The sequence below is a fragment of the Arthrobacter sp. SLBN-83 genome, assembly GCF_006715285.1.
In the GTDB taxonomy this organism is placed as follows: Bacteria; Actinomycetota; Actinomycetes; order Actinomycetales; family Micrococcaceae; genus Arthrobacter.
Map to the genome: position 1 here is coordinate 1,447,441 of NZ_VFMX01000001.1, position 21,407 is coordinate 1,468,847.

The window sequence follows — 21,407 nt, forward strand, 5'->3', positions numbered from 1 at the left end:
AAAGTGCGGGGGCGGCTGCGCCCCCGCACTTCAGGGTCCCCAGCCTAGGCCGACTGGTAGTTCGTCCGCCACCCGCCGTGGTAGGTGGCACGCGCCACGGTGGAGTAGGGGACGGGGCTCACCACGGCCCGCACTTCAGTCTGCACATGGGGTTCGACGGCGGCCTTGGCAGTTCCGCCGTGCGGCTCACCCCACACGACCTTCAGTTCCGTGCCTTCGGGAACGTTGGGATCGATGGTGGCGAGTGAGAGCGCGCGCCGTTCGTTGGCGCTGTAGCCGGTGAACATGGAGTACCCCACCACCGTTCCGTCGGCGTCCACCACCGAGTCGTAGTTGGCCGAGCCGTAGTTGGCCAGGGGCAGGTCGAAGAACTTATAGCTGGGCCCCTCCACGTTGAACAGCGACGCGAAGATCGAGGTCACGTCCTCCGCGTCCCAGGCCAGGGTGACCTTCCTGCGCTGCGTGGCCGGATCGATCCGCTCGAGTGCGTCCCGGCCGATGAAGTCGTGGTCAAACTTCACGAACGATCCGTAGCCCAGCTCCCACGGGGTCAGGTAGTAGTCCTCGATGTTGTCGGACACGAAGGAGCCCGCAAGGGTTCCGGTGGCCTCGTATCCGTCTGCGGGCAGCCATTCGCGGTAGCCGCGCTCTGCTTCGCCCGTATAGATCGCGGGCAGCGGCGACGGGATCCAGCCGGACTCCAAGGTGTTGGAAGGGTACGCCCGGGAACCTACGGGCACCAGGCCGAACTCGGCCCCGGCCTCGACGATCGCATCCCGGATACGGTCGTGGTCGGCGTACGGGCCCCAGACTTCAAGGCCCGGCGCGCCCGCCATGCCGTGCCGCAGGGTGCGGACGGTGGTCCCGGCGATGGCCATGGTGGACATGTTGAAGAACTTGAGCTGCTCCAGGGCGCCGCCGTTGAGCTTTTCGATGACCTGCCAGGCATTGGGTCCCTGGATTTGGAACCGGTAGTACTGCCGGGTCACGGGATGTCCGTACGGCCGTGACGGGGAACGCCGGTCCACGGTGATGTCCAGGTCCCGGTAGCCGCCTGTCTCGCCGTGGTAGAGCAGCCAGTTTGCGGCAGGGGAGCGGCCGACGTACACGTATTCGTCCTCCGCCTCGTGGAAGAGGATGCCGTCGCCGATCACGTGGCCGGACTCGGTGGTGGGCACGTACTGCTTGGCCCTGTTCACCGGGAATGTGGCGGTGGAGTTGATGGCGGTGGCGGTGATCAGCTTGATCGCATCCGGACCCTTCATGAACAGGTTGTCCATGTGGTGGGACTGGTCGTAGAGGACGGCCGTCTGCCGCCAGGCGGTCTGTTCCTTGATCCAGTTCTGGAAGTCCGCCGGAACTACCGGGTAGATGTAGGAGCCAATCTGGGAGTTGCGGAGGAGGTCCACGGCCCCTTTTGATGCGTCGAGGACTTCCTGCAGATTTTTCGGTGCCACGTTGAACCTCTTGTTCTGTATCGGATTGTTGGTGGGTATCAGAAGACGATGGTCTGGTTGCCGTGCCGGATGATGCGGTCCTCGGCATGCCACTGCACGGCCCGTGAGAGCACGGCGCGTTCCACGTAAGCGCCCCGCGCCTGCAGGTCCAGGGCTGTATGCCCGTGGGTCACACGGGCCACATCCTGTTCGATGATGGGTCCCTCATCCAGGTCCTTGGTCACGTAGTGCGAGGTGGCGCCAATCAGCTTGACGCCCCGCTCCTTGGCCTTGCGGTAGGGCGCGGCGCCCACGAACGCGGGAAGGAAGGAATGGTGGATGTTGATCAACGGCACTTTCACTGCCTCCAGGAACCCGGGCGACAGGATCTGCATGTACCGGGCCAGCACCACGAAGTCCACGTTCCCTTCCAGCAGCCTGAGGATCTGGGCCTCGGCCCCGGACTTGTCCGGACCGGCGGAGGGGACATGGAAGAACGGGACGCCGAAGGAGCGTACGTCCTCGGCGGTGTTCGTGTGGTTGGAGATCACCATGGGAATGGTTACCGGAAGCTCACCCCTCCGGTGCCGCCAGAGCAGTTCCAAAAGGCAGTGGTCGGAAGTGGATACCAGGATGGCCATGCGCTTGGGGATGGAGCGGTCGGTCAGCGTCCAGGACAGCCCCAGTGGCGTGAGGGTCCTGGCAAGGTCCGCCTCAATGTCGGGCATCGCTGCGGCCAGGTCCGGCCGGTTGAAGACTACGCGCTGGAAGAAGTCACCCGATGAGGGATCGCTGGAGTACTGGTCCAGGGAGACGATGTTTCCCTGGTTCCGGGTCACCAGGGCGGCCACCGCAGCCACGATCCCGGGCTGGTCCGGCCCGTGGACAATCAGGCAGGACTGGTCCTTGCGGGACTCTGTGTGCAGGACCATCGGTTGCCGTCCCCTAGCGCTCTTCGGCCGTGAAGTGCCGGACCCAGTTGGCCGTCGCCAGCAGGCCGCCGAACGTGTAGAAGTGCAGGCCGAGCTGCGGGGGCAGGTGTTGGTCCTGCCCGGGCGCACGCTGCGCAAGCACCGCAGCCAGATCGTTGACGAACCGGTCAGGTCCCGCGTCTCCCATGAGGTTGGTCAGTGAGAAGCCGTATTTCTTGACGATCATCGCGTTGGCTCCAACTCCGAACCGGCGTGCAAAGCCGAGGAGCCGCTTGACCCCTGCCGGTCCGGGCGTTCCGACCCGGATGGGTGCGTTGATGCCCCTGGCCCGTACTTCCTCGATCCACCCGGCCACTGGACCGGTGTCGAAGGCGAACTGCGTAATGATGAAAGCGTCCAGGTTCTCCCCGGCGATGGCTGCGGTCTTGTCTTCCAACGCCTGCCAAAGAGTTTCCTTGGGGATATCGGGGTGGCCTTCCGGATACCCGCCGATTCCCACTTCGCGGACCCCGAACTGCTGCAGGAGCCCGGTGTTGACCAGCGCAAGCGAGTCGCCGTACGGGCCCTCCGGTTCTGCCGGGTCGCCGCCGATCAGGAAAAGGTGTTCGGCAGCGCCCACCTCCGCCAGGCGCTGGAGGAACTTTTCGAGATCGCCCTTCGATGCCAGCCGGCGCGCCGAGATGTGCGGCACCGGGACGAAGCCCAAGTCCCGCGCGGCCTTGGCCGCCGCCACCCGCATCTCCAGGTCCTCGTTGCCGAGGAAGGTGACGTTGATGCGGGTGCGGGGTGGAATGTGGTCTTTTGCCTCGATGAGGGCGGGAATGTCCTTGCCGGTCATTTCCAGCGAGAAATCCTTGATGAGTTCCAGTGATGCTACCCGGTTGGGTACGGGCATGGTTCGAGTCGCCATCAGGTCATCCTTTCGGCGGGTGCAGCGTTGCACCCGCCTCCGACATTACCTATGTCCATAGGTAATGTCGATAGTTATCTGAGGAAACCTTGGCCTTCCTTGCTGCCGCCCCTAGCCTTCTGCCGCTTCAGGTTCAAGGTGGGCAATGGCGCGGGTGTCCTGGAAGGCCCGGACCCCCTCAATGCCCTGTTCCCGGCCCATGCCGGACTGCTTCATGCCGCCAAACGGGGCCCTTAGGTCCAGCCGCGTGGCGCCGTGGTCATTGACCCACACGTACCCGCACACCAGTTGTCCGCCCACTCTGTCAGCGGCGGCGGGATCCGCGGTCCACACCGAGCCGCACAGTCCGGCCCAGGTTCCGTTGGCCGCCTGCACTGCCTCTTCTTCGGTGTCGAAGGGAATCAGGGGTATGACGGGCCCGAACTGTTCCTGGGTGACCACGCGCAGTGAGGGGTCGGGATCAATGACCAGTGCGGGGCGCAGGAAGTTCCCGCCCTGCAGGTCCGGGTCCGTGGGAAGGGTCCCGAATTCCCTCACGTCCGCGCCTGATTCCTTGGCTTCCTCGATGAGTTCGGCCACGAATGCCTTCTGTACGGGCGAGTGCAGCGGCCCCAGGGTGGTCCCTTCGTCGAGACCGTAGCCGATGACCGCCTTTTCAAGCCGCTGCGCCAGCCCGGCCACCACCTCGTCCAAGCGCGAACGATGGACATAAACCCGTTTCGCATTCATGCAGATCTGGCCGGTGGTGTCGAAAATGGCCGCGTAGAGCCGGTCCAGGTGCGTGTCGTCAAGCACGGCATCCGCGAGAATGACGGCGGCATCATTTCCACCGAGTTCCAGCGTCACGCGGGTGAGTGACTTTGAGGCCATCTCCATAATGCGCTTGCCGCCGCCCACGCTTCCCGTGAAGCACACCTTTGCGATATCCGGGCTGGTGATGAGCGCAGCCATGTCCGCATCCTTGCCGGTGACCACGTTCAAGACCCCTGGCGGCAGCTTCGCAGCAATCCTCTGGACTACCCGGGTCGTTGCCAGGGGTGCCGTGGGTGGCGGCTTAACAATTGCGGTGTTACCTGCCAGCAGCGCGTGCGGCAGCGAGGCCGCGAGGATGGCAATAGGCCAGTTGAACGGCACGATGACCGTCACCACGCCCAGGGGCTGGAAGGTGACCGAAGTGGAAACGGGGATGCCGGGCGCGGGCGGGAGAACCTTGGCGGTGTCGACGTCGGAAGCCAGTTCCAGGGCCAGGTTCCACCTGATCTCGAACACCAGGGAGTCCACCCAGGCTTCCATGCGGATCTTGCCGTTTTCCTGCGAGAGGATGGCGGCATCCTCATCACGGAAGTCCGCGATGCCCTCCAGCGCCTGCCGCATCCGGTCCGCGCGCTCCTGCGCGCCCAGCGCGGCCCACCCTGGATAGGCGGCTTTTGCCGCCGCGATGGCGTCCTCAACGTCGGCAGGGCTGGCAGCGGCGGCGTGGCCCACGATGACTCCGGGCTTGCCCGGATCGGCAATTTCCATGGTGGCGGCGGCCTGGCGCTCACTGCCTCCAATGAAGAGGCCGGTGGTCACCGGAGCGGAAGTATCCACTGTGTTGGTCATGATTTTGCACCTCTCTGTGCGGTACTGCGTGGATCCCTTAATTTTGTCACTGGCGGACGTTCGGCGTTCCGTGCGTGTGGAACGTCTCGATGGTTTTCATGCCCCAGGCCTGCCCCTTCCTGCGTTCCTCCTGGCTCCACTCCACCACCGGCGAATCCGGGTCCAGCAGCAGGCGTGCCCCGGCGTTGGCCAGTTCAATGCGGTTGCCGCCTGGTTCCCAGACATAGAGGAAAAATGTCTGGTTGATGGCGTGCTTGTGCGGTCCGGATTCGATGTGGATGCCGTTTTCAAGGAAGATGTCCGCGGCCTTCAAAATGTCCTCGCGGGTATCGGGGGCGAACGCCACGTGGTGCAGCCTGTTGCCGTGCTTCAGCCAGTCGTCGGAGTACACGATGTCGTAGGACTTGTTGTTGAAGTGGAACCACCAGGCGGCGTATCCGCCGTCGTCGAGCCGGATGCGCTCGCTCTCCCGCCCCCGCAGGACGTCGGCCACGAATTCCCCGTTTGCCACCACGTCCTTGGCGAGGAAATTGATGTGGTCCAGGCGCCGCGCGTTTACGCCGCGGCCAGGGAAGGCCGAAGCCTGGTTTTTAAGCGCGGGCTTGTCGTCCGTTGCCACGTACCGTTGGGTCTCGTAGTAGATCCCCATGTCGTGCCCGTCCGGGTCGCGGAAGGAGTAGGTGGGTCCGGTCCCCACTTCCCCGTCTTCCCAGCCGATACCCAGCCCCGCGGCTTCAATGGCGGCGACCCTGCGCTCCAGCGCCTCCTGGCTGGTGGTCCGGAAGGTGGTGCGTCCGACGCCGGCGTCGGCAGAGGCCGTGAGCTTCAGGGTGTAGAGCTGGTATTCGTCCCAAGTCCGGAGGTAAGCGCATTTCCGGCCGTCGCTGCTGGACTCCGCCACCACCCGCATGGCGAGCAGGTCACGGAAGAACCAGAGGCTTTCCTCGAAGACGGGGGTCAGCAGTTCCACGTTCCCCAGATGGGCGACGTCGAACGAGGTATACCCGGTCATGGGACTGTCCTCTCTCTAGTTCCTGTCAAGCGGCGCGGGAGGGGGCGCGCCGGCCAGGAAGAACGCCCCCTTGGATGTCCCTTCCCGCATGAGGAGCAGCTGATCCCCACTGATCCGGGCATTTCCAGTCCCGCGATCCTCGGCGGCCACGCTGCCTTGCGGCCCACGGTCAGTCCTTTCCTGCGGACACTGCCAGAGAATCACGCTCTGGAACTTTGGTCAAGACATCCCATACAATTTTGTTAGCAATCGCGCGTCAGCTTTTCCAGGGATGCGTTTCGGCAGTGCCCACTGAACCGAAGGAGAAAGCCATGGCCCCGAAATCCCTCCAGGAAGTGCTTGATGCGGCAGGCAACACCGTTGATCTCCTGCGCAATTCCCAACTCGGCACCTATATCTATCCGGTGGTGCCGGCAGAGTTCACCAACTGGCGCCGTGAGCAACGCGCCTGGCGGGAAGCGGCGGTGCTCTACGATCAGTCCCACCACATGGTCAATTTCTTCATGACCGGGCCCGATGCCCTGAAGCTCCTCTCTGACACGGGCATCAACAGCTTCGCCAACTTCCCGGTCAACACCGCCAAGCAGTTTGTCCCGACGGCGTCCAATGGCGGCGTGATCGGTGACGGCATCCTGTTCCACCTGGCGGAGCAGGAGTTCGTCTATGTGGGCCGGGCACCGGCGGCAAACTGGCTCCAGTTCCACGCCGAAACCGGCGGGTACGACGTCGAATGCACGTACGATGACCGGTCGCCGTCGCGCCCTTACGGCCAGGCGGTCACCCGGAAGTACTTCCGCTTCCAGATCCAGGGTCCCAATGCATGGCAGATCATCGAAAAGCTCAATGGCGGAACCCTTGAGCAGGTCAGGTTCTTCCACATGGGCCACCTGAACATCGCCGGGGAGCAGGTGCGTACCCTGCGGCATGGCATGGCCGGGGCGCCCGGGCTGGAAATCTGGGGACCCTACGAACAGCACGGCAAAATCCGGGATGCCGTCCTCGAGGCGGGGGCCGAGTTCGGGATCGAACCCTGCGGCTCCCGGGCCTACTCCTCGAACACGCTGGAATCCGGTTGGATCCCGTCGCCGCTGCCGGCGATCTACAGCAGTGACGCCGAGCGGGCCTACCGTGAGTGGCTGCCGGCAACAAGCTATGAAGCGGTGAATGCGCTCGCCGGCTCATTCGTCTCCAACAACATCGAAGACTATTACCTCACGCCCTGGGAGCTCGGCTACGGCTCATTCGTGAAGTTCGACCATGACTTCATTGGCCGCGACGCCCTCCAGCAGATTGACCCGGCCCGGCAGCGGAAGAAGGTGACCCTTGCCTGGAACGACCAGGACCTCGCCCGGATCTGGGCATCGTTCCTGGACCGTGACACCCCGGGCTACCAGTTCTTCGACATCCCCAACGCCAACTATGGGTCGTCCAACTACGATGCGGTGGTGGACGCCGACGGCACAGGCGTTGGCCTCTCGCTCTTCACCGGGGTCACGGCCAATGAGCGCCGCGGCCTTTCGTTGGCAACGGTCGATCCAAACGTTGAGCTTGGAACGGAAGTCCGTGTTATCTGGGGGGAGCCAGACGGCGGAACCCGCAAGACAACGGTGGAGCCGCACGAACAGCTCAGCGTCCGTGCTGTGGTCAGTCCCGCCCCTTACGCGGTTACTGCCCGGACCGAATACCACGGGGGCTGGCGAACCGCGGCCGCCGGTGCACGGTAGGGAAACGGAGCAGGGCGGCACCTGGATCGCCGTCCTGGGTCTCGGGGAAGCCGGAAGCATCTATGCGCAGGATCTTGCCGGCCGGGGACTGCGGGTGACCGCCACAGACCCCGCCGTCGAGGCTGTCCCCCCGGGCGTTGTGCGGGCCGGGTCCATCCGCGAAGCGGTGGCCGGCGCAGGCCTGGTGATCAGCCTGGTGGGAGGACGTGCTGCAGAATCCGTTCTCCAGGAGGCGCTGCCTGCCATGGAACCGGGCGCTGTCTTCGCGGACCTGAACACCTCGGGACCGGACCAAAAGCGACGGCTCGCCGAACAGGCGGGCCGCAGGAATATCCTGTTCGCCGACGTGGCCATCATGGCGCCTGTACCCCGCAGCCGGATCGATTCGCCCCTGCTGATAAGCGGCACGGGGGCGGATGTGCTGGCATCCCTCTTCGGTGGGTGGGGCATCCCGGCCACCGCCGCAGGAAGTGAAGCTGGGGCGGCAGCGGGCCTGAAGCTGCTCCGCAGCGTGTTCATGAAGGGGCTGGCGGCAACCATCCTGGAAGCGGTCACAGCCGCCGAAGCGGCAGGCTCGAAAGACTGGATGATCGGGCAGATTGCGGGGGAGCTGGGTCCGTCCGGCCCGGCGCTCGTGGCCCGGATGCTTGAAGGGACGCGTGTGCACGCCGTGCGCAGGGAAGCGGAGATGTCAGAGGCGCGGGTATACCTTGAGTCGCTGGGAACCCCGCATCCGGTGACTGATGCCGCCATCTCATGGTTGCAGTCGCTGGCGCATCAGGGGTGGGTTGCGGACAGTCCTTCCTGACTACGTCCGCCGTCCACCGCCCGGAAGTCCTAGGCCACCCGCCACACGCTGCACTCGTCGGTATTGATCGCCTTGCGGAGGCCGGTGAGCCGGTCCAGGATCCAGACGACGCCGATGCCGGGGGCGGTTTCCTGGACGCTGCCGCGGCGGATCACCACGTCATCGTAGGACGGCCCGATTGACAGGCGGGCTTCGATTTCGTCACCGCGGTGGAGCTGGTCCAGGGCGCGGATTCTGGTTACGTGCGGGGTCGCTTTCTTCAACAAGGGGGCCTCCTGGCTGGAGCTGGTGCCGGCTCTTGCCTGCACTCACCAGTGTGGCCGCACAATGTTGCGTCCCGGTTTCCCCGCTGTTAGGGAGCGGTTAGTTCTTCACTCCGTCACTGTTTCCAGTTCGTAGGCTGCCTCCCGGTTGCGGTAGGCGGCCAGGAAGGTGGAGATCCTGCGGACGGCTTCCTCGATCTCCCGCATGGACGGGAGGATGACAAACCGGAAGTGGTCCGGTGTGGGCCAGTTGAAGGCCGAGCCGTGCGATACCAGGATCTTCTGGTCCTTCAGCAGGTCCAGGACAAACTGTTCGTCGCTGTCGATGGGGTAAAGCTCAGGGTCGAGCCGGGGGAACAGGTACATGGCCCCCGACGCCGGAACGCACGTGACGCCGGGAATGGCGGTCAGGAGCTTGTGGGCCAGGTCCCGCTGCTCCCGTAGCCGGCCGCCCGGCTTCACCAGTGCCTCGATGCTTTGGTATCCGCCCAGGCAGGTCTGGATGGCGTGTTGGGCGGGAACGTTGGCGCACAGGCGCAGCGAGGCCAGCAGTTCCAGGCCCTCACGATAGGCGGCGGTGGCGGCCAGGGGTCCGGTGATGGCAACCCATCCGGCCCGGTAGCCGGGCATCCGGTAGGCCTTGGACAGGCCGCTGAAAGTCAGGCAGCACACGTCCTCGGCCACGGCGGCGGTGTGGATGTGCTTGGCGTCTTCGTACAGCACCTTCTCGTAGATCTCGTCGGAGAACAGGACCAGGTTGTGCTTCCGTGCCAGGGACGCGAACTGTTCCAGGATGTGACGGGGGTAGACCGCACCGGTGGGATTGTTCGGGTTGATGATCACGATGCCCTTGGTGCGGCTGGTGATCTTTGCTTCCACGTCGGCCATGTCCGGCCACCAGTTCTCCGCCTCGTCGCAGAGGTAGTGTACGGGCTTGCCGCCGGTCAGGGTTACGGCGGCGGTCCACAGGGGGTAGTCCGGCGCGGGGACCAGGATCTGGTCGCCGTTCTCCATGAACGCCTGCAGGCACATGGAGATCAGTTCGCTGACGCCGTTGCCGATCACGATGTCTTCGACGCCGATGTTCATCAGGCCGCGGGTCTGGTAGTACTGCGAGATGGCTGTCCGCGCGGTGAAGATGCCCTTCGAGTCGCTGTAGCCCTGGGCGCCGCGCAAGTGGTGGATCATGTCCACCACCACGGACTCCGGCGCTTCCAGGCCGAACGGGGCCGTGTCGCCGAGGTTCATCTTCAGGATCCGGTGCCCCTCGGCCTCCATGTTCTTGGCTGCCTGGAGGATGGGTCCGCGGAGTTCGTACCGGACGTTCTGGAGTTTGCTGGAGTGCTGCATGGCGTGCATGGTTGATTTTTTCACAAAGCACGACGGCGGGCGGCCGGGTTACGGTGCCAGCCGGTCACCTTTGCGGTGCAGGCGGAACCAGCGGCAGCCGTAGCGCCCCAGCTCCACCGTGAAGCCGCCGTCGGGCTCCAGGGCGACGTTGCCGCCGTCGAACAGGTCCAGCAGCATGGCGCCCCGGAAGTCCGGCGCCGGACCATCATCCGGCCCCACCTTTCCGCTGACCTTCACCGGCTCTTCGCTGAAGTTGTGCAGCAGCACCAGCGTCCCGCCCTCGGAACTGCACGTATGGGCGAACACCGCGGGCTCGCCCTGGTCGATGACCGCGAACTTTCCCCAGCCCAGCTCCGCTGCCTCGCGGTACCTGGCGATCAGCGTGGCCATGAAGTTGAACAGCGACTCCGGGTCCCGCTTGGCCGCGGCGGCGTTGACCCGGCCCGGCCCGTACTCCCCGCGCACCAGGGGCGCCACCAGGTCCGCGGGTTTGGCGCTGGAAAAACCGCCGTTCTCCTCGTTGTTCCACTGCATGGGCGTACGCACGGCAGCGCGGCCCTCCTGGCGGAGGTCCTCGCCCATGCCGAGCTCCTCGCCATAGAACAGCACCGGAGTGCCGGGGAGGGAAAACATCAGGGAGTACACCATCCGCAGGCGCTCCTGGTCCCCGCCGAGCATCGGCGGCAGCCTGCGCCGAAGTCCCCGCCCGTAGATCTGCATGTTCTTTTCGGGCCCGAACGCCGCGAAGACCTCCTGGCGCTCGCCGTCGGTGAGCCTGTCCAGCGTGAGCTCGTCATGGTTTCGCACGAACATGGCCCATTGGTTGTCCGGGTTGATCGGCGGCCGGCCCTTCAGCGTCTCCGCCAGGGGCCTTGCATCCTGCCGCGCCAGGGACAGGTAGAGGTGCTGCATGGACAGGAAGTCGAACTGCATGTTCAGCTCGTTGCCCTCGGACCCGCCGAAGTACGCCAGCTGTTCCTGGTAGGACAGGTTCACCTCGCCCAGCAGCACCGCGCCGCCGTTGCGCCGGTTCACGAAGCTTCGCAGCGCCCTGAGGTAGCCGTGCGGGTTGATCCTGGCTGCCTGGTCCTGGGGCTCGCCCCTGGTCTCCAGGAAGAACGGCACGGCATCCAGCCGGAACCCATCCAGGCCCAGCTCGAGCCACAGGCCCATCGCCTTGGCGATCTGGTCCCGGACCCTGGGATTCATGACGTTCAGGTCCGGCTGGTATTTGGCGAACATGTGCAGGTACCACTCGCCCGTGGCATCATCCCGGGTCCACAGCGAGTTCTCCTCCCCGGGGAACACCACCTCGGCGGAGGTGTCCGGGGGAGTGTCCTTCCGCCACACGTAGAAGTCGCGGTACGGGTTGTCGGCCGATTTCCTGGCCTCCACGAACCACGGATGCTGGTTGGAGGTGTGGTTCACCACGAAGTCCGCGATCACCCGCATCCCCCGGTCCTTTGCCGCGCGGATGAACTCCACCAAATCGCCCAGGGTGCCGAGCCGGGGGTCCACATTGAAGAAGTCCGTCACGTCATAGCCGTCGTCACGGTCGGGGGACGGGTAGAACGGCATCAGCCAGATGCAGGTCACACCCAGGGCGGCCAGGTAGTCCACCCGCTGGGTGAGGCCGGCAAAGTCCCCGGTGCCGTCGCCGTCGTCGTCATGGAACGTCTCCACGTCCAGGCAGTAGATGACGGCGTTCTTCCACCAGAGGTCCGAGGTTTCGGCGATCCTCATGCCGAAGCGTCCGACGCCGGATTGGCAGCTGCCGCGGCCAGCTCCGGTTCAGCTGGGGTTCTTCCGCCAGGGTTTCCTGAGGGGGTGCGCAGTTGGGGGAGCACCTCCGCGGCAAAGGCGTCGATGAAGGCTGCCTGCTCCTGCCCCACGAAGTGCAGGTACAGCTCGTCGAAGCCAAGGTCCGCGTATCCGGCCAGCCACTCCACGTGCTGCTGAAGGTTGGCCGAGACGTTGACCGCGCTGCGTACCTGCTCCTCCGGCACATGCGCCCCCACCGTGTCGAAGTGCCCGGCGGTGGGCAGGTCCCAAGGGATGGGCGGGGCGAAGGTGTTGGTCCGCCACTGGTCCATGGCAATGGCTACGGCGTCCTTCTCCGTGCCCGCCCAGGACAGGTGGACCTGCAGCACGGTCTTGCCCTTGCCGCCGTTGTCCCGGTACGCGGCCAGCATGTCCCGCAGCTTTGGTGCCGGCTGGTTGATAGTGACCAGGCCGTCCGCCCAGGTGGCCGCGCGGCGTGCCGTCTCCACGCTGACGGCGGGGGCGATGAGCGGCGGCGGCGTATTCGGGACATCCCAGATCCGCGCCTGCTCCACGGTGACCAGGCCCCGGTGGGTGACCTCCCCGCCGCGGTGCAGGCGGCGGATCACGTCCACGCATTCCTCCAGGCGGCGCTGCCTGATGTCCTTGGCAGGCCACGCGTCCCCTGTGATGTGTTCGTTCATGTTCTCGCCGCTGCCGGGGGCCAACCAGAACCGGCCGGGAAACATGCTCGCCAGCGTGGCGGAGGCATGGGCGATGATGGCCGGGTGGTACCGCTGGCCCGGCGCCGTCACCACCCCGAACCGGAGGCTGGTGGTGGCAAGCGCCGCGCCCAGCCAGGACCACGCGAAACCGGCATGCCCCTGCCGTTCGGACCACGGTTCGATATGGTCCGAACACATGGCGGCGTCGAAGCCTGCGCGCCCTGCGTGCTGGACGTCCTTGAGCAGTTGCCCGGGGCTGATCTGTTCGTGCGAAGCGTGGAAGCCGACGGTAACCATCATTAAGCTGTACCGTCCGGCGGGCGCCGTGTCGAGAGGCCGGGCAGGCAGCCGGTGGGCCATTCTGTGGACACTTTTGGCGCAGCGCTCCTTATCCGATAAGTATGAAACTTGTAGTACTGCCTTCCAGCGGTAGTGCACGGTGTAACCGGAAGGAAGTACCCCAAGTGGGCGGTGTGCTCATCGGACTGGCGGTGATCGGCGTCGTCATTGCCGTCGGATACGTCGCCGCGCGCTGCGGGCTGGGAGACGAGCCCACCATTTCGGCATTGACGCGGACCGCCTTCTTCATCACTAACCCGGTGCTGCTCTTCACGGTGGTGCTGAAATCGGACCTCTCGGTGGTCTTCTCCGCCTACGTTCCGCTTGCCATGATCACCGCAGCGGTCACCGCCCTGCTCTACGTTGCCGCCAGCCGCATCTGGTTCCGAAGGCCTGCGGCCGAAACCGCCGTCGGTGCCATGGCCGGGTCCTACGTCAACGCCAACAACATCGGCATCCCCATCACGCTCTATGCGCTGGGGGACGCCACCCCCGTGGCTCCAGTCCTGCTGGTCCAGCTGCTCCTGTTCGCCCCGCTGGTCCTGACCCTGCTGGACCTTTCGGAAGCCGGCCGGTTCTCTCCCCGGCTCATGCTGACGCAACCCTTCCGGAACCCCATGATCATCGCCTCGCTCCTGGGCGTGGTCCTGGCTGCCTTCCATGTGAAGCTGCCGGACCCGGTGATGGCCCCACTGACGCTCCTGGGCGGGGCGGCCGTGCCGGTGGTGCTGCTGGCGTTCGGCATGTCGCTTCGCGGAACCAAAATGCTGCGGAGCGGCGGGCATACCGCCGAAATCCTCACTGCCACGGCACTCAAATCCGCTGTGATGCCGGCGGTGGCGTTCGTCGTCGGGCGCTTCCTGTTCAACCTGGACCACCGCATGCTCCTGGGCGTGGTGCTTATGGCGGCGCTCCCCTCTGCCCAGAACGTCTTCCTGTTCGCCAGCAAGTACGGGCGCGGCGTGACGGTGGCGCGGGAAACAATCCTGCTCTCCACTGCGGCCGCAGCACCGGTGCTGGTGCTGATTGTTTGGCTGCTGGCCGCCTGAAGCCGGGCGCGCCGCCCTACCGCCCGGGGCGCCGGCCGGGCAAGAATGGGCACATGGAACTTCCCGTGATGCCGCCTGTCCCGCCCATGCTCGCCAAGGCCGTCAGCGGCATCGACGGCATTCCAGGCAGTGGTGACCTTAGCTATGAGCCCAAGTGGGACGGCTTCCGGTCCATCATCTTCCGTGATGGCGACGACCTGGAGATCGGCAGCCGCAACGAAAAGCCCATGACCCGCTACTTCCCGGAACTCGTTGCCGCGCTCAAGGAAAACCTGCCGCAGCGCTGCGTGGTGGACGGCGAAATAATCCTGGTGGGGGCCTCCGGTGACCGGCTTGATTTCGATGCCCTCCAGCAAAGGATCCATCCCGCCGCCAGCCGGGTGAAGCTGCTGGCGCAGCAGACACCCGCGAGTTTCGTGGCCTTCGACCTCCTGGCCCTCGACGATGACGACTACACGGGCAGGCCTTTCAGTGAGCGGCGGGCGGCGCTGGAGAAAGCGCTCGCAGCCAGCAAGGCGCCCGTCCACCTGACGGCCGCCACCACGGACAAAGACACCGCCGCGCAGTGGTTCGAGCAGTTCGAGGGCGCCGGGCTTGACGGCATCGTGGCCAAGCGGCTGGACGGCAGGTATGAGCCGGACAAGCGGGTGATGTTCAAGGTCAAGCACCAGCGCACCGCGGACTGCGTGGTGGCCGGCTACCGGCTGCACAAAAGCGGCCCGGACGCCATCGGCTCCCTGCTGCTGGGCCTGTACAAGGACGACGGCGGCCTGGCCAGCGTGGGCGTGATCGGCGCCTTCCCGATGAAGAAGCGGCAGGAATTGTTCGAGCAGCTCCAGCCGCTGGTCACCGACTTCGAGGGCCATCCGTGGGCCTGGGGCAGGCAGGAAGAGGGTGAGCGGACTCCGCGGAACGCCGAAGGCAGCAGGTGGAGCGCAGGAAAGGATCTGTCCTTTGTTCCGCTCCGGCCCGAACTGGTGGTGGAGGTCCGCTACGACCACATGGAGGGCGACCGCTTCCGCCACACGGCCCAGTTCAACCGCTGGCGGCCGGACCGGGACCCCGAATCCTGCACCTATGAGCAACTTGAGGAGCCGGTGAACTTCGACCTCGCCTCGGTGCTGGAGACCGGCCGGGGGTAGCGGCTGCTGACAAATTGGCCCGGTTTTAACAGGGGAGAGCCCGCCATTTGGGGGAATGGCGGGCTCTCTGGGCTGGAACGTGGGCTGGAGCGCGCTCCTACTTCAGGCCGAGCTGCTTGGTGGGGGTCCGGAAGGACTCCTTGGCGGTCAGCGCCGACACTGCGGCGACGGCACAGATGACGGCGGTGAAGATGGTGATCTGCACCCAGCCGCCGGGCTTGATGCCGCCCATGGCAGCCACGATGGCCGGCGCGAACCCTGCCATCAGGAAGCCCAGCTGGGTGCCGATGGCCAGGCCGGAGAAGCGGACCTTGGTGCTGAACATTTCCGCGTAGAAGGACGGCCAGACGGCGTTGGCGGCTGCGTAACCGCCGGAGAAGTAGCCGATGGCGGCCAGGAACATCAGCGGGACGCTGCCGGACTCCAGGCTGAGGAGGAACACGGGGGTCAGGATCGCGCTGGCCAGGGCGCCGTAGATGAACACGGGCTTGCGGCCGATCCTGTCCGCCAGCATGCCGAAGAGCGGCTGGGTGCCCAGGGCCACGATGTTGGCGGCCACCACCAGCCAGAGGGTGGTGGTGCCGTCAACGCCGGCCACCGTCTTGGCGTAGCTGATGGCCAGCGTGCCGAACACCGTGGAGACGGCGGCGATGAAGGCGCAGCAGATCACGCGGAGGACGTCGCGCCAGTGGCCCTTGAGTAGGTCGGCAACCGGGAGCTTGGCGATCTGCGCGGTCTTGCGGGCCTCTTCGAACGCGGGCGGCTCGTGGAGGGTGCGGCGGATCAGGAACGCCACCACAACCACGGCGGCGCTGAGCCAGAACGGGATGCGCCAGCCGATGCCGAACTTGATCTCATCCGGCAGGGCCAGGACGGGAATGAACACCAGGGCTGCGAGGATCTGACCGCCCTGCGTTCCGGTGAGGGTCCATGAGGTGAAGAAGGAACGGCGGTTGTCCGGGGCGTGCTCCAGGGTCATGGAGGAAGCGCCGGCCTGCTCGCCGGCGGCGGAAAGGCCCTGGCACAGCCGGGCCAGCACCAGCAGGGCCGGAGCCCACCAGCCAACGGTGCGGAAGTCCGGGAGGCACCCAATGACGAAGGTGGACGCACCCATGAGCACCAAAGTGAACATCAGGACCTTCTGCCGGCCCACCCGGTCACCGAAGTGGCCCAGGATGATGGCGCCGACGGGGCGCGCCACGTAGGCGAAGCCGAAGGTGGCGAAGGACATGATGGCGGCGTTGGCATCGGCGCTGGGGAAGAAGACCGTGGGGAAAATCAGCGCGGCGGCGGAGCCAAAGATAAAGAAGTCGTAGTACTCGACGGCGCTGCCGAGGAAGCTGGCGAGGGCGGCCTTTTTGGGCGTCCCGGCATGCGTGAGGGCACCCGCCCCTGCGGACGGAAGTGTCTTGCTCATGGTGTTCCTTTGGTGTGACGACATTGTCGCGGATGGATCTGGGGGTCGCAGCCGCCGCTGCCTTGGTGCGGGCGGGGCGCGATGCGGCTGGAGTCCGGAAAAGACCCGGCATAAATAGCCACATGGTGGGAGCTACTTGTGCGATACAGAAACTATGACTGTGAGGACTGTCACCTGTCAAGAAAAATAATCACCATCTAGAAGCAGCTCTCACATTGTGGCAACATGGAGTCATGAGTGTGAACCAAAGCACAGCGGCCAATGAAGAATCCGCTGTCGCCGCCCCGGCCGCGGAACCCGTCAATGCCATGCCCCCGGAGGGAAAGGTCGGCGCGCGCCCTGCCGACCGCACGGACATGGTGGGCAAGGCCCTTGGCCTGCTGGTCCTGCTGGGGGACGAGCCGCGGGGGGCCACCGCCGCGGACATATCCCGCCGGGCGGAACTTCCCTTCAGCACCACCTACCGCCTGCTCGGTTCCCTGACCCGCGACGGCTTCGTTGACTACGAGCCGGACGGCCGCCGCTACCACCTGGGCCTGCGGATCTTCCAGTTGGGCCAGCGCGTCTCCAACCACCACGGCTTCGCAGGGACGGCCATGCCCATCCTCCGCCGGGTCACTGAGCGGACCGGCGAGGCCACCATCCTCAGTGTCCGCGACGGTCTGCACCACCTGACCGTCAGCAAGGTGGATGGGCCTCAGACTTTTCGCGTGACCAGCGACCCCGGCCACCTGGGCTCGCTCTCCACCACCGCGGTGGGCAAGGCCTTGGTGGCGTTCGCCGAGGACGGTGAGCGGGAAGAACTCCTGGGCGAGCTGCCGCTGGAAGAACTCACCGGGAAGTCGATCACCGACAGGGATGCCTTCCGGGCCGAAATCGAGAAGGTGCGCCGGCAGGGCTACGCCGTCATGGATGAGGAAAACGAGGCCGGAATGCGCGCAGTGGCCGTACCGCTGCTCAACGACCAGGGGCATGCCTTCGCGTCACTGGCAACAGCCGTGCCCGTCTTTCGCCTGGGCCTGGACGAGCTGATCGCCCACGTTCCCCTCCTGCAGGAAGCCGCCGCCGAGCTCGCGGCGAGGCTGCCCCAGCGGTAGCAGAAGCCCGATCCAGGACACCCCAACGCTACTTCTGTTCGTATCTAGAACATGAGTGCGATAAGTGAACATTTGATGTACCGTAATCCGTATAACCCGCAGCGCGGCAAAGTTCCGCCGCTGCCAGGTGCTGTACCAAAGGAGCTGCACGCATGAGCAATCGAACTGAGTCCTACCTGGTGGGACTGGTTGGTGATGGCGTAATGCCATCGCTCACGCCGCCCATGCACGAACGGGAAGGTGACGTGCAGGGCCTGCGCTACCTGTACCGCCCCATCGACCTCCTGGAACTGGGGCTTGCGGGGGAAGCCGTGGGGGCCATCCTGAACTGCGCCCGCACCCTGGGCTTCAACGGCCTGAACATCACCCACCCGTGCAAGCAGCTGGTCCTGGAGCACCTGGACGAAGTGAGCCCTGACGCGCGCCGGCTCGGCGCCGTCAACACGGTGGTCATCCGGGACGGCAAGTTCATTGGCCACAACACCGATTTCTCCGGCTTCGCCGCCGCGCTTGCTGCCGGCCTCCCCGGAGCACGCCTGGACCGCGTGGTGCAGCTCGGGGCAGGGGGCGCCGGATCCGCCGTCGCCTACGCCCTGCTTACCGCGGGCGTGCGCACGCTGGCCCTGGTGGACATGGACGTTGCCCGGGCAGCCGCACGGGCCGCCGAACTGCAGGACTTCTTCCCCCACAGCACCGTTACGGCAGGCACGACGGCGGAGCTGCCGCAGCTGATGCGCCTGGCCGACGGCCTGGTGCACTGCACCCCGGTGGGCATGGCCGCCCATCCGGGCGTCCCGCTGGACCTGGACCTGCTGGAGTCCCGGCACTGGGTGGCGGACATCGTCTACCGCCCCATCGACACCGAACTGGTCCGGGGCGCCCGCGCCAAGGGCTGTGAGGTGCTGGACGGCGGCCGCATGGCAGTGGGTCAGGCCGTGGATGCCTTCCGGATCTTCACCGGGCTGGAAGCAGACCCGGACCGCATGCGCGCACATTTCCTGGAGCTCGTGGCCGCGGAGGAGGTGGCCGCCTGATGCGCACCGGAATCGCCACTGTCTGCCTCTCGGGCACCCTGAAGGAAAAGATGCAGGCCTGCGCCATCGCCGGCTTCGACGGCATCGAAATCTTCGAACAGGACCTGGTTACCTCCCCGCTCAGCCCAGAGGACGTGCGAAAGACGGCCGCGGACCTGGGCCTTGGCCTGGACCTGTACCAGCCGTTCAGGGACTTCGACGGCGTCACCCCGGACATGCTGAAGGCAAACCTGCGCCGCGCGGAGGCAAAGTTCAAGCTCATGGCCCGCCTTGGCATGGACACCATCCTGGTGTGCTCCAATGTTGCCACCGCCACCATCGATGACGACGGCGTCCGCGCCGAACAGCTGGCGCAGCTGGCCAACCTGGCCGGGGACCACGGCGTCAAGGTTGCCTACGAAGCCCTGGCATGGGGCAAGTACGTCAACGACTACGAGCACGCCTACCGCCTGGTGGAAATGGTGGACCACCCCAACCTGGGCACCTGTCTGGACTCGTTCCACATCCTGAGCCGGGACTGGGACACCGCGTCGATCGAAGACATCCACGCGGACAAAATCTTCTTCGTCCAGGTGGCGGATGCCCCCAAGCTCTCCATGGACGTCCTCTCCTGGAGCCGCCACTACCGCGTCTTCCCCGGTGAGGGGCAGTTCGAACTGGCCAAGTTCATGGGCCACGTGGTCCGCGCCGGCTACAGCGGCCCGGTCTCGCTGGAGGTGTTCAACGACGTCTTCCGTCAGTCCGACGTGGAGCGCACGGCCGTGGATGCCATGCGGTCGCTTATCTGGCTGGAAGAGCAGAGTGCCAAGTGGCTCGCCGCTACCTCCGCTGAAGCCGCGCCCGGCAACGCAGGCGCCCCCCGCCGTCGTTATCCCATGGAGCTGGCCACGCTGCCCAAGGTGAACGAGCCCGCCGGCTTCAACTTTGCCGAGGTGAAGGCGGACGACACCGTGCAGCTGGAGAAGCTCCTGGGCCAGCTCGGCTTCCAGTTCGAGGGCCGGCACCGCACCAAGGACGTCCAGCTCTGGACCATGGGCCAGGCACGGGTGATCATCAACGAACAGGCAGCGCAGCATGCCGAGCCCGCCATCGCCGCCCTGGGGTTCGACGTCGACTCCCCCGTGATTGCCTCCGCCCGGGCCCAGCAGCTCAAGGCCCCCGTGGTGGCCCGGAAGGTGCAGGCGGACGAGGAAGTGTTCCAGGGCATCTCGGCACCGGACTCCACGGAGATCTTCCTGTGCCAGGGCAGCCCGGACGGGACCGCAGCGTGGACGCAGGAGTTCGGCGAGGGGCTGGAACACCCCTCCGCCGGAGCCAGTGCAGTGATTGACCACGTCAACCTTGCCCAACCCTGGCAGCACTTCGACGAGGCCGTCCTGTTTTACACCAGCGCCCTGGCCCTGGAGCCCCAGCCCTTCGCCGAGGTGCCCAGCCCCAGCGGCCTGGTGCGCTCGCAGGTCATGCAGACCTCCGACGGCGCGGTGCGGCTGGTCCTGAACCTCGCCCCGATCCAGCAGGCACGGAACGAGGCCCGCAAGACCTACCAGGAGCACATCGCCTTCGCCGTGGACGATCTTGTGGCAACGGCCCGTGCCGCCCGGGACCGCGGCCTCGAATTCCTGCAGATCCCTGCCAACTACTACGAGGACCTGGACGCCCGGTTCGACCTGGACCCCGGGTTCCTGGCCACCCTGCAGGAGCTCAACCTGCTCTTCGACCGGGACGCGGACGGCGAATTCCTGCACTTCTACACCGCCACCGTGGGCAGCGTGTTCTTCGAAATGGTGGAACGCCGCGGCAACTACGACGGCTACGGCGCGCCCAACGCCCCCGTGCGCCACGCAGTGCAGTACGACTCGCTGCACCGCAGCACGCAGACCCGCACCCCCTGAACCACAAGCCAAGCAACCCGAACAGATCAGAAAGGAGCCAGCCGTGTCGGAAAACATCACCGAGGAGCTGGAGTCGGAGGAACTCGTGCCCCCGGCCGAACCGAAGGCTGCCCACCAGCTGGACAAGGCCGTCGAGTCCCAGGCGGACCTCAGTGCAGAGATCACCGCCATCGGCGAGGCCTACCAGCGCGCCCTCAAGGACGGCGCCGCCCAGGAAATCCAGCCGCGGCTTGATTACCCGCCCTACCGCAGCAGCATCCTGCGCCACCCCACCAAGAGCCTGCAGCACGCCGATCCCGAGACCATCGAACTGTTCTCGCCGGCGTTCGGGCACCAGGACGTGCACGCGCTGGAGTCGGACCTGACCATCCAGCACAACGGCGAACCGCTGGGTGAGCGGATCATCGTGTCCGGCAAGGTCCTGGACGGTGACGGCCGCCCGGTGGCGGGCCAGCTCGTGGAGATCTGGCAGGCCAACTCCTCCGGCCGCTACATCCACAAGCGGGACCAGCACCCGGCCCCGATCGACCCCAACTTCACTGGCATCGGCCGTTGCATCACCGGCCCGGACGGCTCCTACCGGTTCATCACCATCAAGCCCGGCGCCTACCCCTGGAAGAACCACCTGAACGCGTGGCGGCCGGCGCACATCCACTTCTCGCTGTTCGGCAACGAGTTCACCCAGCGGATCATCACCCAGATGTACTTCCCGGGTGACCAGCTTTTCCCGCTGGACCCGATCTACCAGACCATCGTGGACCAGGACGCCCGCGACCGCCTGGTGGCCACCTACGACCACAGCCTTACTGAACCGGAGTGGGCCCTGGGCTACAACTGGGACATCGTCCTGACCGGTCCCAAGCGCACCTGGACCGAGAACGAAGCATACGGCGACGCCGGAGATGAGGAGTAGG

Annotated in this window: 18 protein-coding genes; 8 read left to right on the forward strand and 10 right to left on the reverse strand. The window is 65.8% G+C overall.

Translation table 11 applies throughout. The annotated features are described in order from the left end of the window. Nucleotides 1-44: 44 nt before the first annotated feature. The 5 genes from ligM (FBY30_RS06630) to FBY30_RS06650 all read right to left on the reverse strand — a co-directional run bounded on the left by ligM (FBY30_RS06630) (nt 45) and on the right by FBY30_RS06650 (nt 5,892). Entirely contained in the window at nt 45-1,457 is a 1,413-nt protein-coding gene (gene ligM, locus FBY30_RS06630) for a vanillate/3-O-methylgallate O-demethylase (RefSeq protein WP_142132153.1), read from the reverse strand. Between the two features lie 38 nt (nt 1,458-1,495). Beyond that, a complete protein-coding gene (gene purU, locus FBY30_RS06635; RefSeq protein WP_142132154.1) occupies nt 1,496-2,368 on the reverse strand; it encodes a formyltetrahydrofolate deformylase in 873 nt (290 codons plus the stop codon). A gap of 13 nt (nt 2,369-2,381) precedes the next feature. Further along, nucleotides 2,382-3,278 carry a methylenetetrahydrofolate reductase gene (locus FBY30_RS06640; protein WP_235009361.1) on the reverse strand — a complete coding sequence of 299 codons (897 nt, stop codon included), beginning with the start codon at nt 3,276-3,278 and terminating at the stop codon, nt 2,382-2,384. Nucleotides 3,279-3,389: 111 nt separating this feature from the next. After that, complete coding sequence (locus FBY30_RS06645; RefSeq protein ID WP_142132155.1) at nt 3,390-4,880, reverse strand: aldehyde dehydrogenase family protein; 1,491 nt, start codon at nt 4,878-4,880, stop codon at nt 3,390-3,392. A gap of 46 nt (nt 4,881-4,926) precedes the next feature. Beyond that, nucleotides 4,927-5,892, reverse strand: a complete 966-nt coding sequence (locus tag FBY30_RS06650) for a VOC family protein (protein WP_142132156.1) — start codon at nt 5,890-5,892, stop codon at nt 4,927-4,929. A 311-nt stretch (nt 5,893-6,203) separates the two neighbouring features. Here FBY30_RS06650 and ligM (FBY30_RS06655) point away from each other — a divergent pair, with 311 nt between their 5' ends. Next, the gene (gene ligM / locus FBY30_RS06655; protein ID WP_142132157.1) at nt 6,204-7,616 is read left to right on the forward strand and encodes a vanillate/3-O-methylgallate O-demethylase; all 1,413 of its coding nucleotides are present in this window, start codon (nt 6,204-6,206) and stop codon (nt 7,614-7,616) included. Then, on the forward strand, nt 7,606-8,424 hold the full coding sequence (locus tag FBY30_RS06660) for an NAD(P)-binding domain-containing protein (protein WP_160141452.1): 819 nt from the start codon (nt 7,606-7,608) through the stop codon (nt 8,422-8,424). The genes ligM (FBY30_RS06655) and FBY30_RS06660 overlap by 11 nt, the downstream gene beginning before the upstream one ends. Nucleotides 8,425-8,453: 29 nt before the next feature. On the opposite strand, the gene FBY30_RS06665 is transcribed toward FBY30_RS06660, so the two are convergent. The 4 genes from FBY30_RS06665 to FBY30_RS06680 form a co-directional block, all read right to left on the reverse strand. Next, nucleotides 8,454-8,690: a hypothetical protein gene (locus FBY30_RS06665; protein ID WP_142132159.1), complete on the reverse strand. Its 237-nt coding sequence runs from the start codon at nt 8,688-8,690 to the stop codon at nt 8,454-8,456. A gap of 105 nt (nt 8,691-8,795) precedes the next feature. Further along, nucleotides 8,796-10,046, reverse strand: coding sequence for a pyridoxal phosphate-dependent aminotransferase (locus tag FBY30_RS06670; protein WP_142132160.1), 1,251 nt, complete (start codon nt 10,044-10,046; stop codon nt 8,796-8,798). Between the two features lie 39 nt (nt 10,047-10,085). Then, nucleotides 10,086-11,780: an alpha-amylase family protein gene (locus FBY30_RS06675; protein WP_142132161.1), complete on the reverse strand. Its 1,695-nt coding sequence runs from the start codon at nt 11,778-11,780 to the stop codon at nt 10,086-10,088. Next, nucleotides 11,777-12,820 carry a TIGR03885 family FMN-dependent LLM class oxidoreductase gene (locus FBY30_RS06680; RefSeq protein WP_142134982.1) on the reverse strand — a complete coding sequence of 348 codons (1,044 nt, stop codon included), beginning with the start codon at nt 12,818-12,820 and terminating at the stop codon, nt 11,777-11,779. The genes FBY30_RS06675 and FBY30_RS06680 overlap by 4 nt, the downstream gene beginning before the upstream one ends. Nucleotides 12,821-12,987: 167 nt before the next feature. Here FBY30_RS06680 and FBY30_RS06685 point away from each other — a divergent pair, with 167 nt between their 5' ends. Together FBY30_RS06685 and FBY30_RS06690 are read left to right on the forward strand one after the other, a co-directional pair. Continuing rightward, complete coding sequence (locus FBY30_RS06685) at nt 12,988-13,911, forward strand: AEC family transporter (protein ID WP_142132162.1); 924 nt, start codon at nt 12,988-12,990, stop codon at nt 13,909-13,911. Between the two features lie 53 nt (nt 13,912-13,964). Next, nucleotides 13,965-15,053, forward strand: coding sequence for an ATP-dependent DNA ligase (locus FBY30_RS06690; RefSeq protein ID WP_142132163.1), 1,089 nt, complete (start codon nt 13,965-13,967; stop codon nt 15,051-15,053). A 97-nt stretch (nt 15,054-15,150) separates the two neighbouring features. Here FBY30_RS06690 and FBY30_RS06695 read toward each other — a convergent pair whose 3' ends face one another. Further along, complete coding sequence (locus FBY30_RS06695) at nt 15,151-16,470, reverse strand: MFS transporter (protein ID WP_142132164.1); 1,320 nt, start codon at nt 16,468-16,470, stop codon at nt 15,151-15,153. 233 nt (nt 16,471-16,703) lie between these two features. Between FBY30_RS06695 and FBY30_RS06700 the strand changes: the two genes are divergently transcribed. The 4 genes from FBY30_RS06700 to pcaH all read left to right on the forward strand — a co-directional run bounded on the left by FBY30_RS06700 (nt 16,704) and on the right by pcaH (nt 21,406). Beyond that, nucleotides 16,704-17,567, forward strand: coding sequence for an IclR family transcriptional regulator (locus FBY30_RS06700; protein WP_200830647.1), 864 nt, complete (start codon nt 16,704-16,706; stop codon nt 17,565-17,567). Between the two features lie 152 nt (nt 17,568-17,719). Next, nucleotides 17,720-18,601 carry a shikimate dehydrogenase gene (locus FBY30_RS06705; RefSeq protein WP_142132165.1) on the forward strand — a complete coding sequence of 294 codons (882 nt, stop codon included), beginning with the start codon at nt 17,720-17,722 and terminating at the stop codon, nt 18,599-18,601. After that, nucleotides 18,601-20,493 carry a bifunctional sugar phosphate isomerase/epimerase/4-hydroxyphenylpyruvate dioxygenase family protein gene (locus FBY30_RS06710; protein WP_142132166.1) on the forward strand — a complete coding sequence of 631 codons (1,893 nt, stop codon included), beginning with the start codon at nt 18,601-18,603 and terminating at the stop codon, nt 20,491-20,493. Before FBY30_RS06705 ends, FBY30_RS06710 begins: the two co-directional genes overlap by 1 nt. Nucleotides 20,494-20,536: 43 nt before the next feature. Continuing rightward, entirely contained in the window at nt 20,537-21,406 is an 870-nt protein-coding gene (gene pcaH / locus FBY30_RS06715; protein WP_142132167.1) for a protocatechuate 3,4-dioxygenase subunit beta, read from the forward strand. Nucleotide 21,407: the final 1 nt, after the last annotated feature.

Excerpts from the sequence above, each read along its gene's own strand:
- purU (WP_142132154.1), bottom strand. The coding sequence starts at position 2,368 with ATGGTCCTGCACACAGAGTCCCGCAAGGACCAGTCCTGCCTGATTGTC.
- FBY30_RS06640 (WP_235009361.1), bottom strand. The coding sequence starts at position 3,278 with ATGGCGACTCGAACCATGCCCGTACCCAACCGGGTAGCATCACTGGAA.
- FBY30_RS06645 (WP_142132155.1), bottom strand. The coding sequence starts at position 4,880 with ATGACCAACACAGTGGATACTTCCGCTCCGGTGACCACCGGCCTCTTC.
- FBY30_RS06650 (WP_142132156.1), bottom strand. The coding sequence starts at position 5,892 with ATGACCGGGTATACCTCGTTCGACGTCGCCCATCTGGGGAACGTGGAA.
- ligM (WP_142132157.1), top strand. The coding sequence starts at position 6,204 with ATGGCCCCGAAATCCCTCCAGGAAGTGCTTGATGCGGCAGGCAACACC.
- FBY30_RS06670 (WP_142132160.1), bottom strand. The coding sequence starts at position 10,046 with ATGCACGCCATGCAGCACTCCAGCAAACTCCAGAACGTCCGGTACGAA.
- FBY30_RS06675 (WP_142132161.1), bottom strand. The coding sequence starts at position 11,780 with ATGAGGATCGCCGAAACCTCGGACCTCTGGTGGAAGAACGCCGTCATC.
- FBY30_RS06680 (WP_142134982.1), bottom strand. The coding sequence starts at position 12,820 with ATGGTTACCGTCGGCTTCCACGCTTCGCACGAACAGATCAGCCCCGGG.
- FBY30_RS06690 (WP_142132163.1), top strand. The coding sequence starts at position 13,965 with ATGGAACTTCCCGTGATGCCGCCTGTCCCGCCCATGCTCGCCAAGGCC.
- FBY30_RS06695 (WP_142132164.1), bottom strand. The coding sequence starts at position 16,470 with ATGAGCAAGACACTTCCGTCCGCAGGGGCGGGTGCCCTCACGCATGCC.
- FBY30_RS06700 (WP_200830647.1), top strand. The coding sequence starts at position 16,704 with ATGAGTGTGAACCAAAGCACAGCGGCCAATGAAGAATCCGCTGTCGCC.
- FBY30_RS06705 (WP_142132165.1), top strand. The coding sequence starts at position 17,720 with ATGAGCAATCGAACTGAGTCCTACCTGGTGGGACTGGTTGGTGATGGC.
- FBY30_RS06710 (WP_142132166.1), top strand. The coding sequence starts at position 18,601 with ATGCGCACCGGAATCGCCACTGTCTGCCTCTCGGGCACCCTGAAGGAA.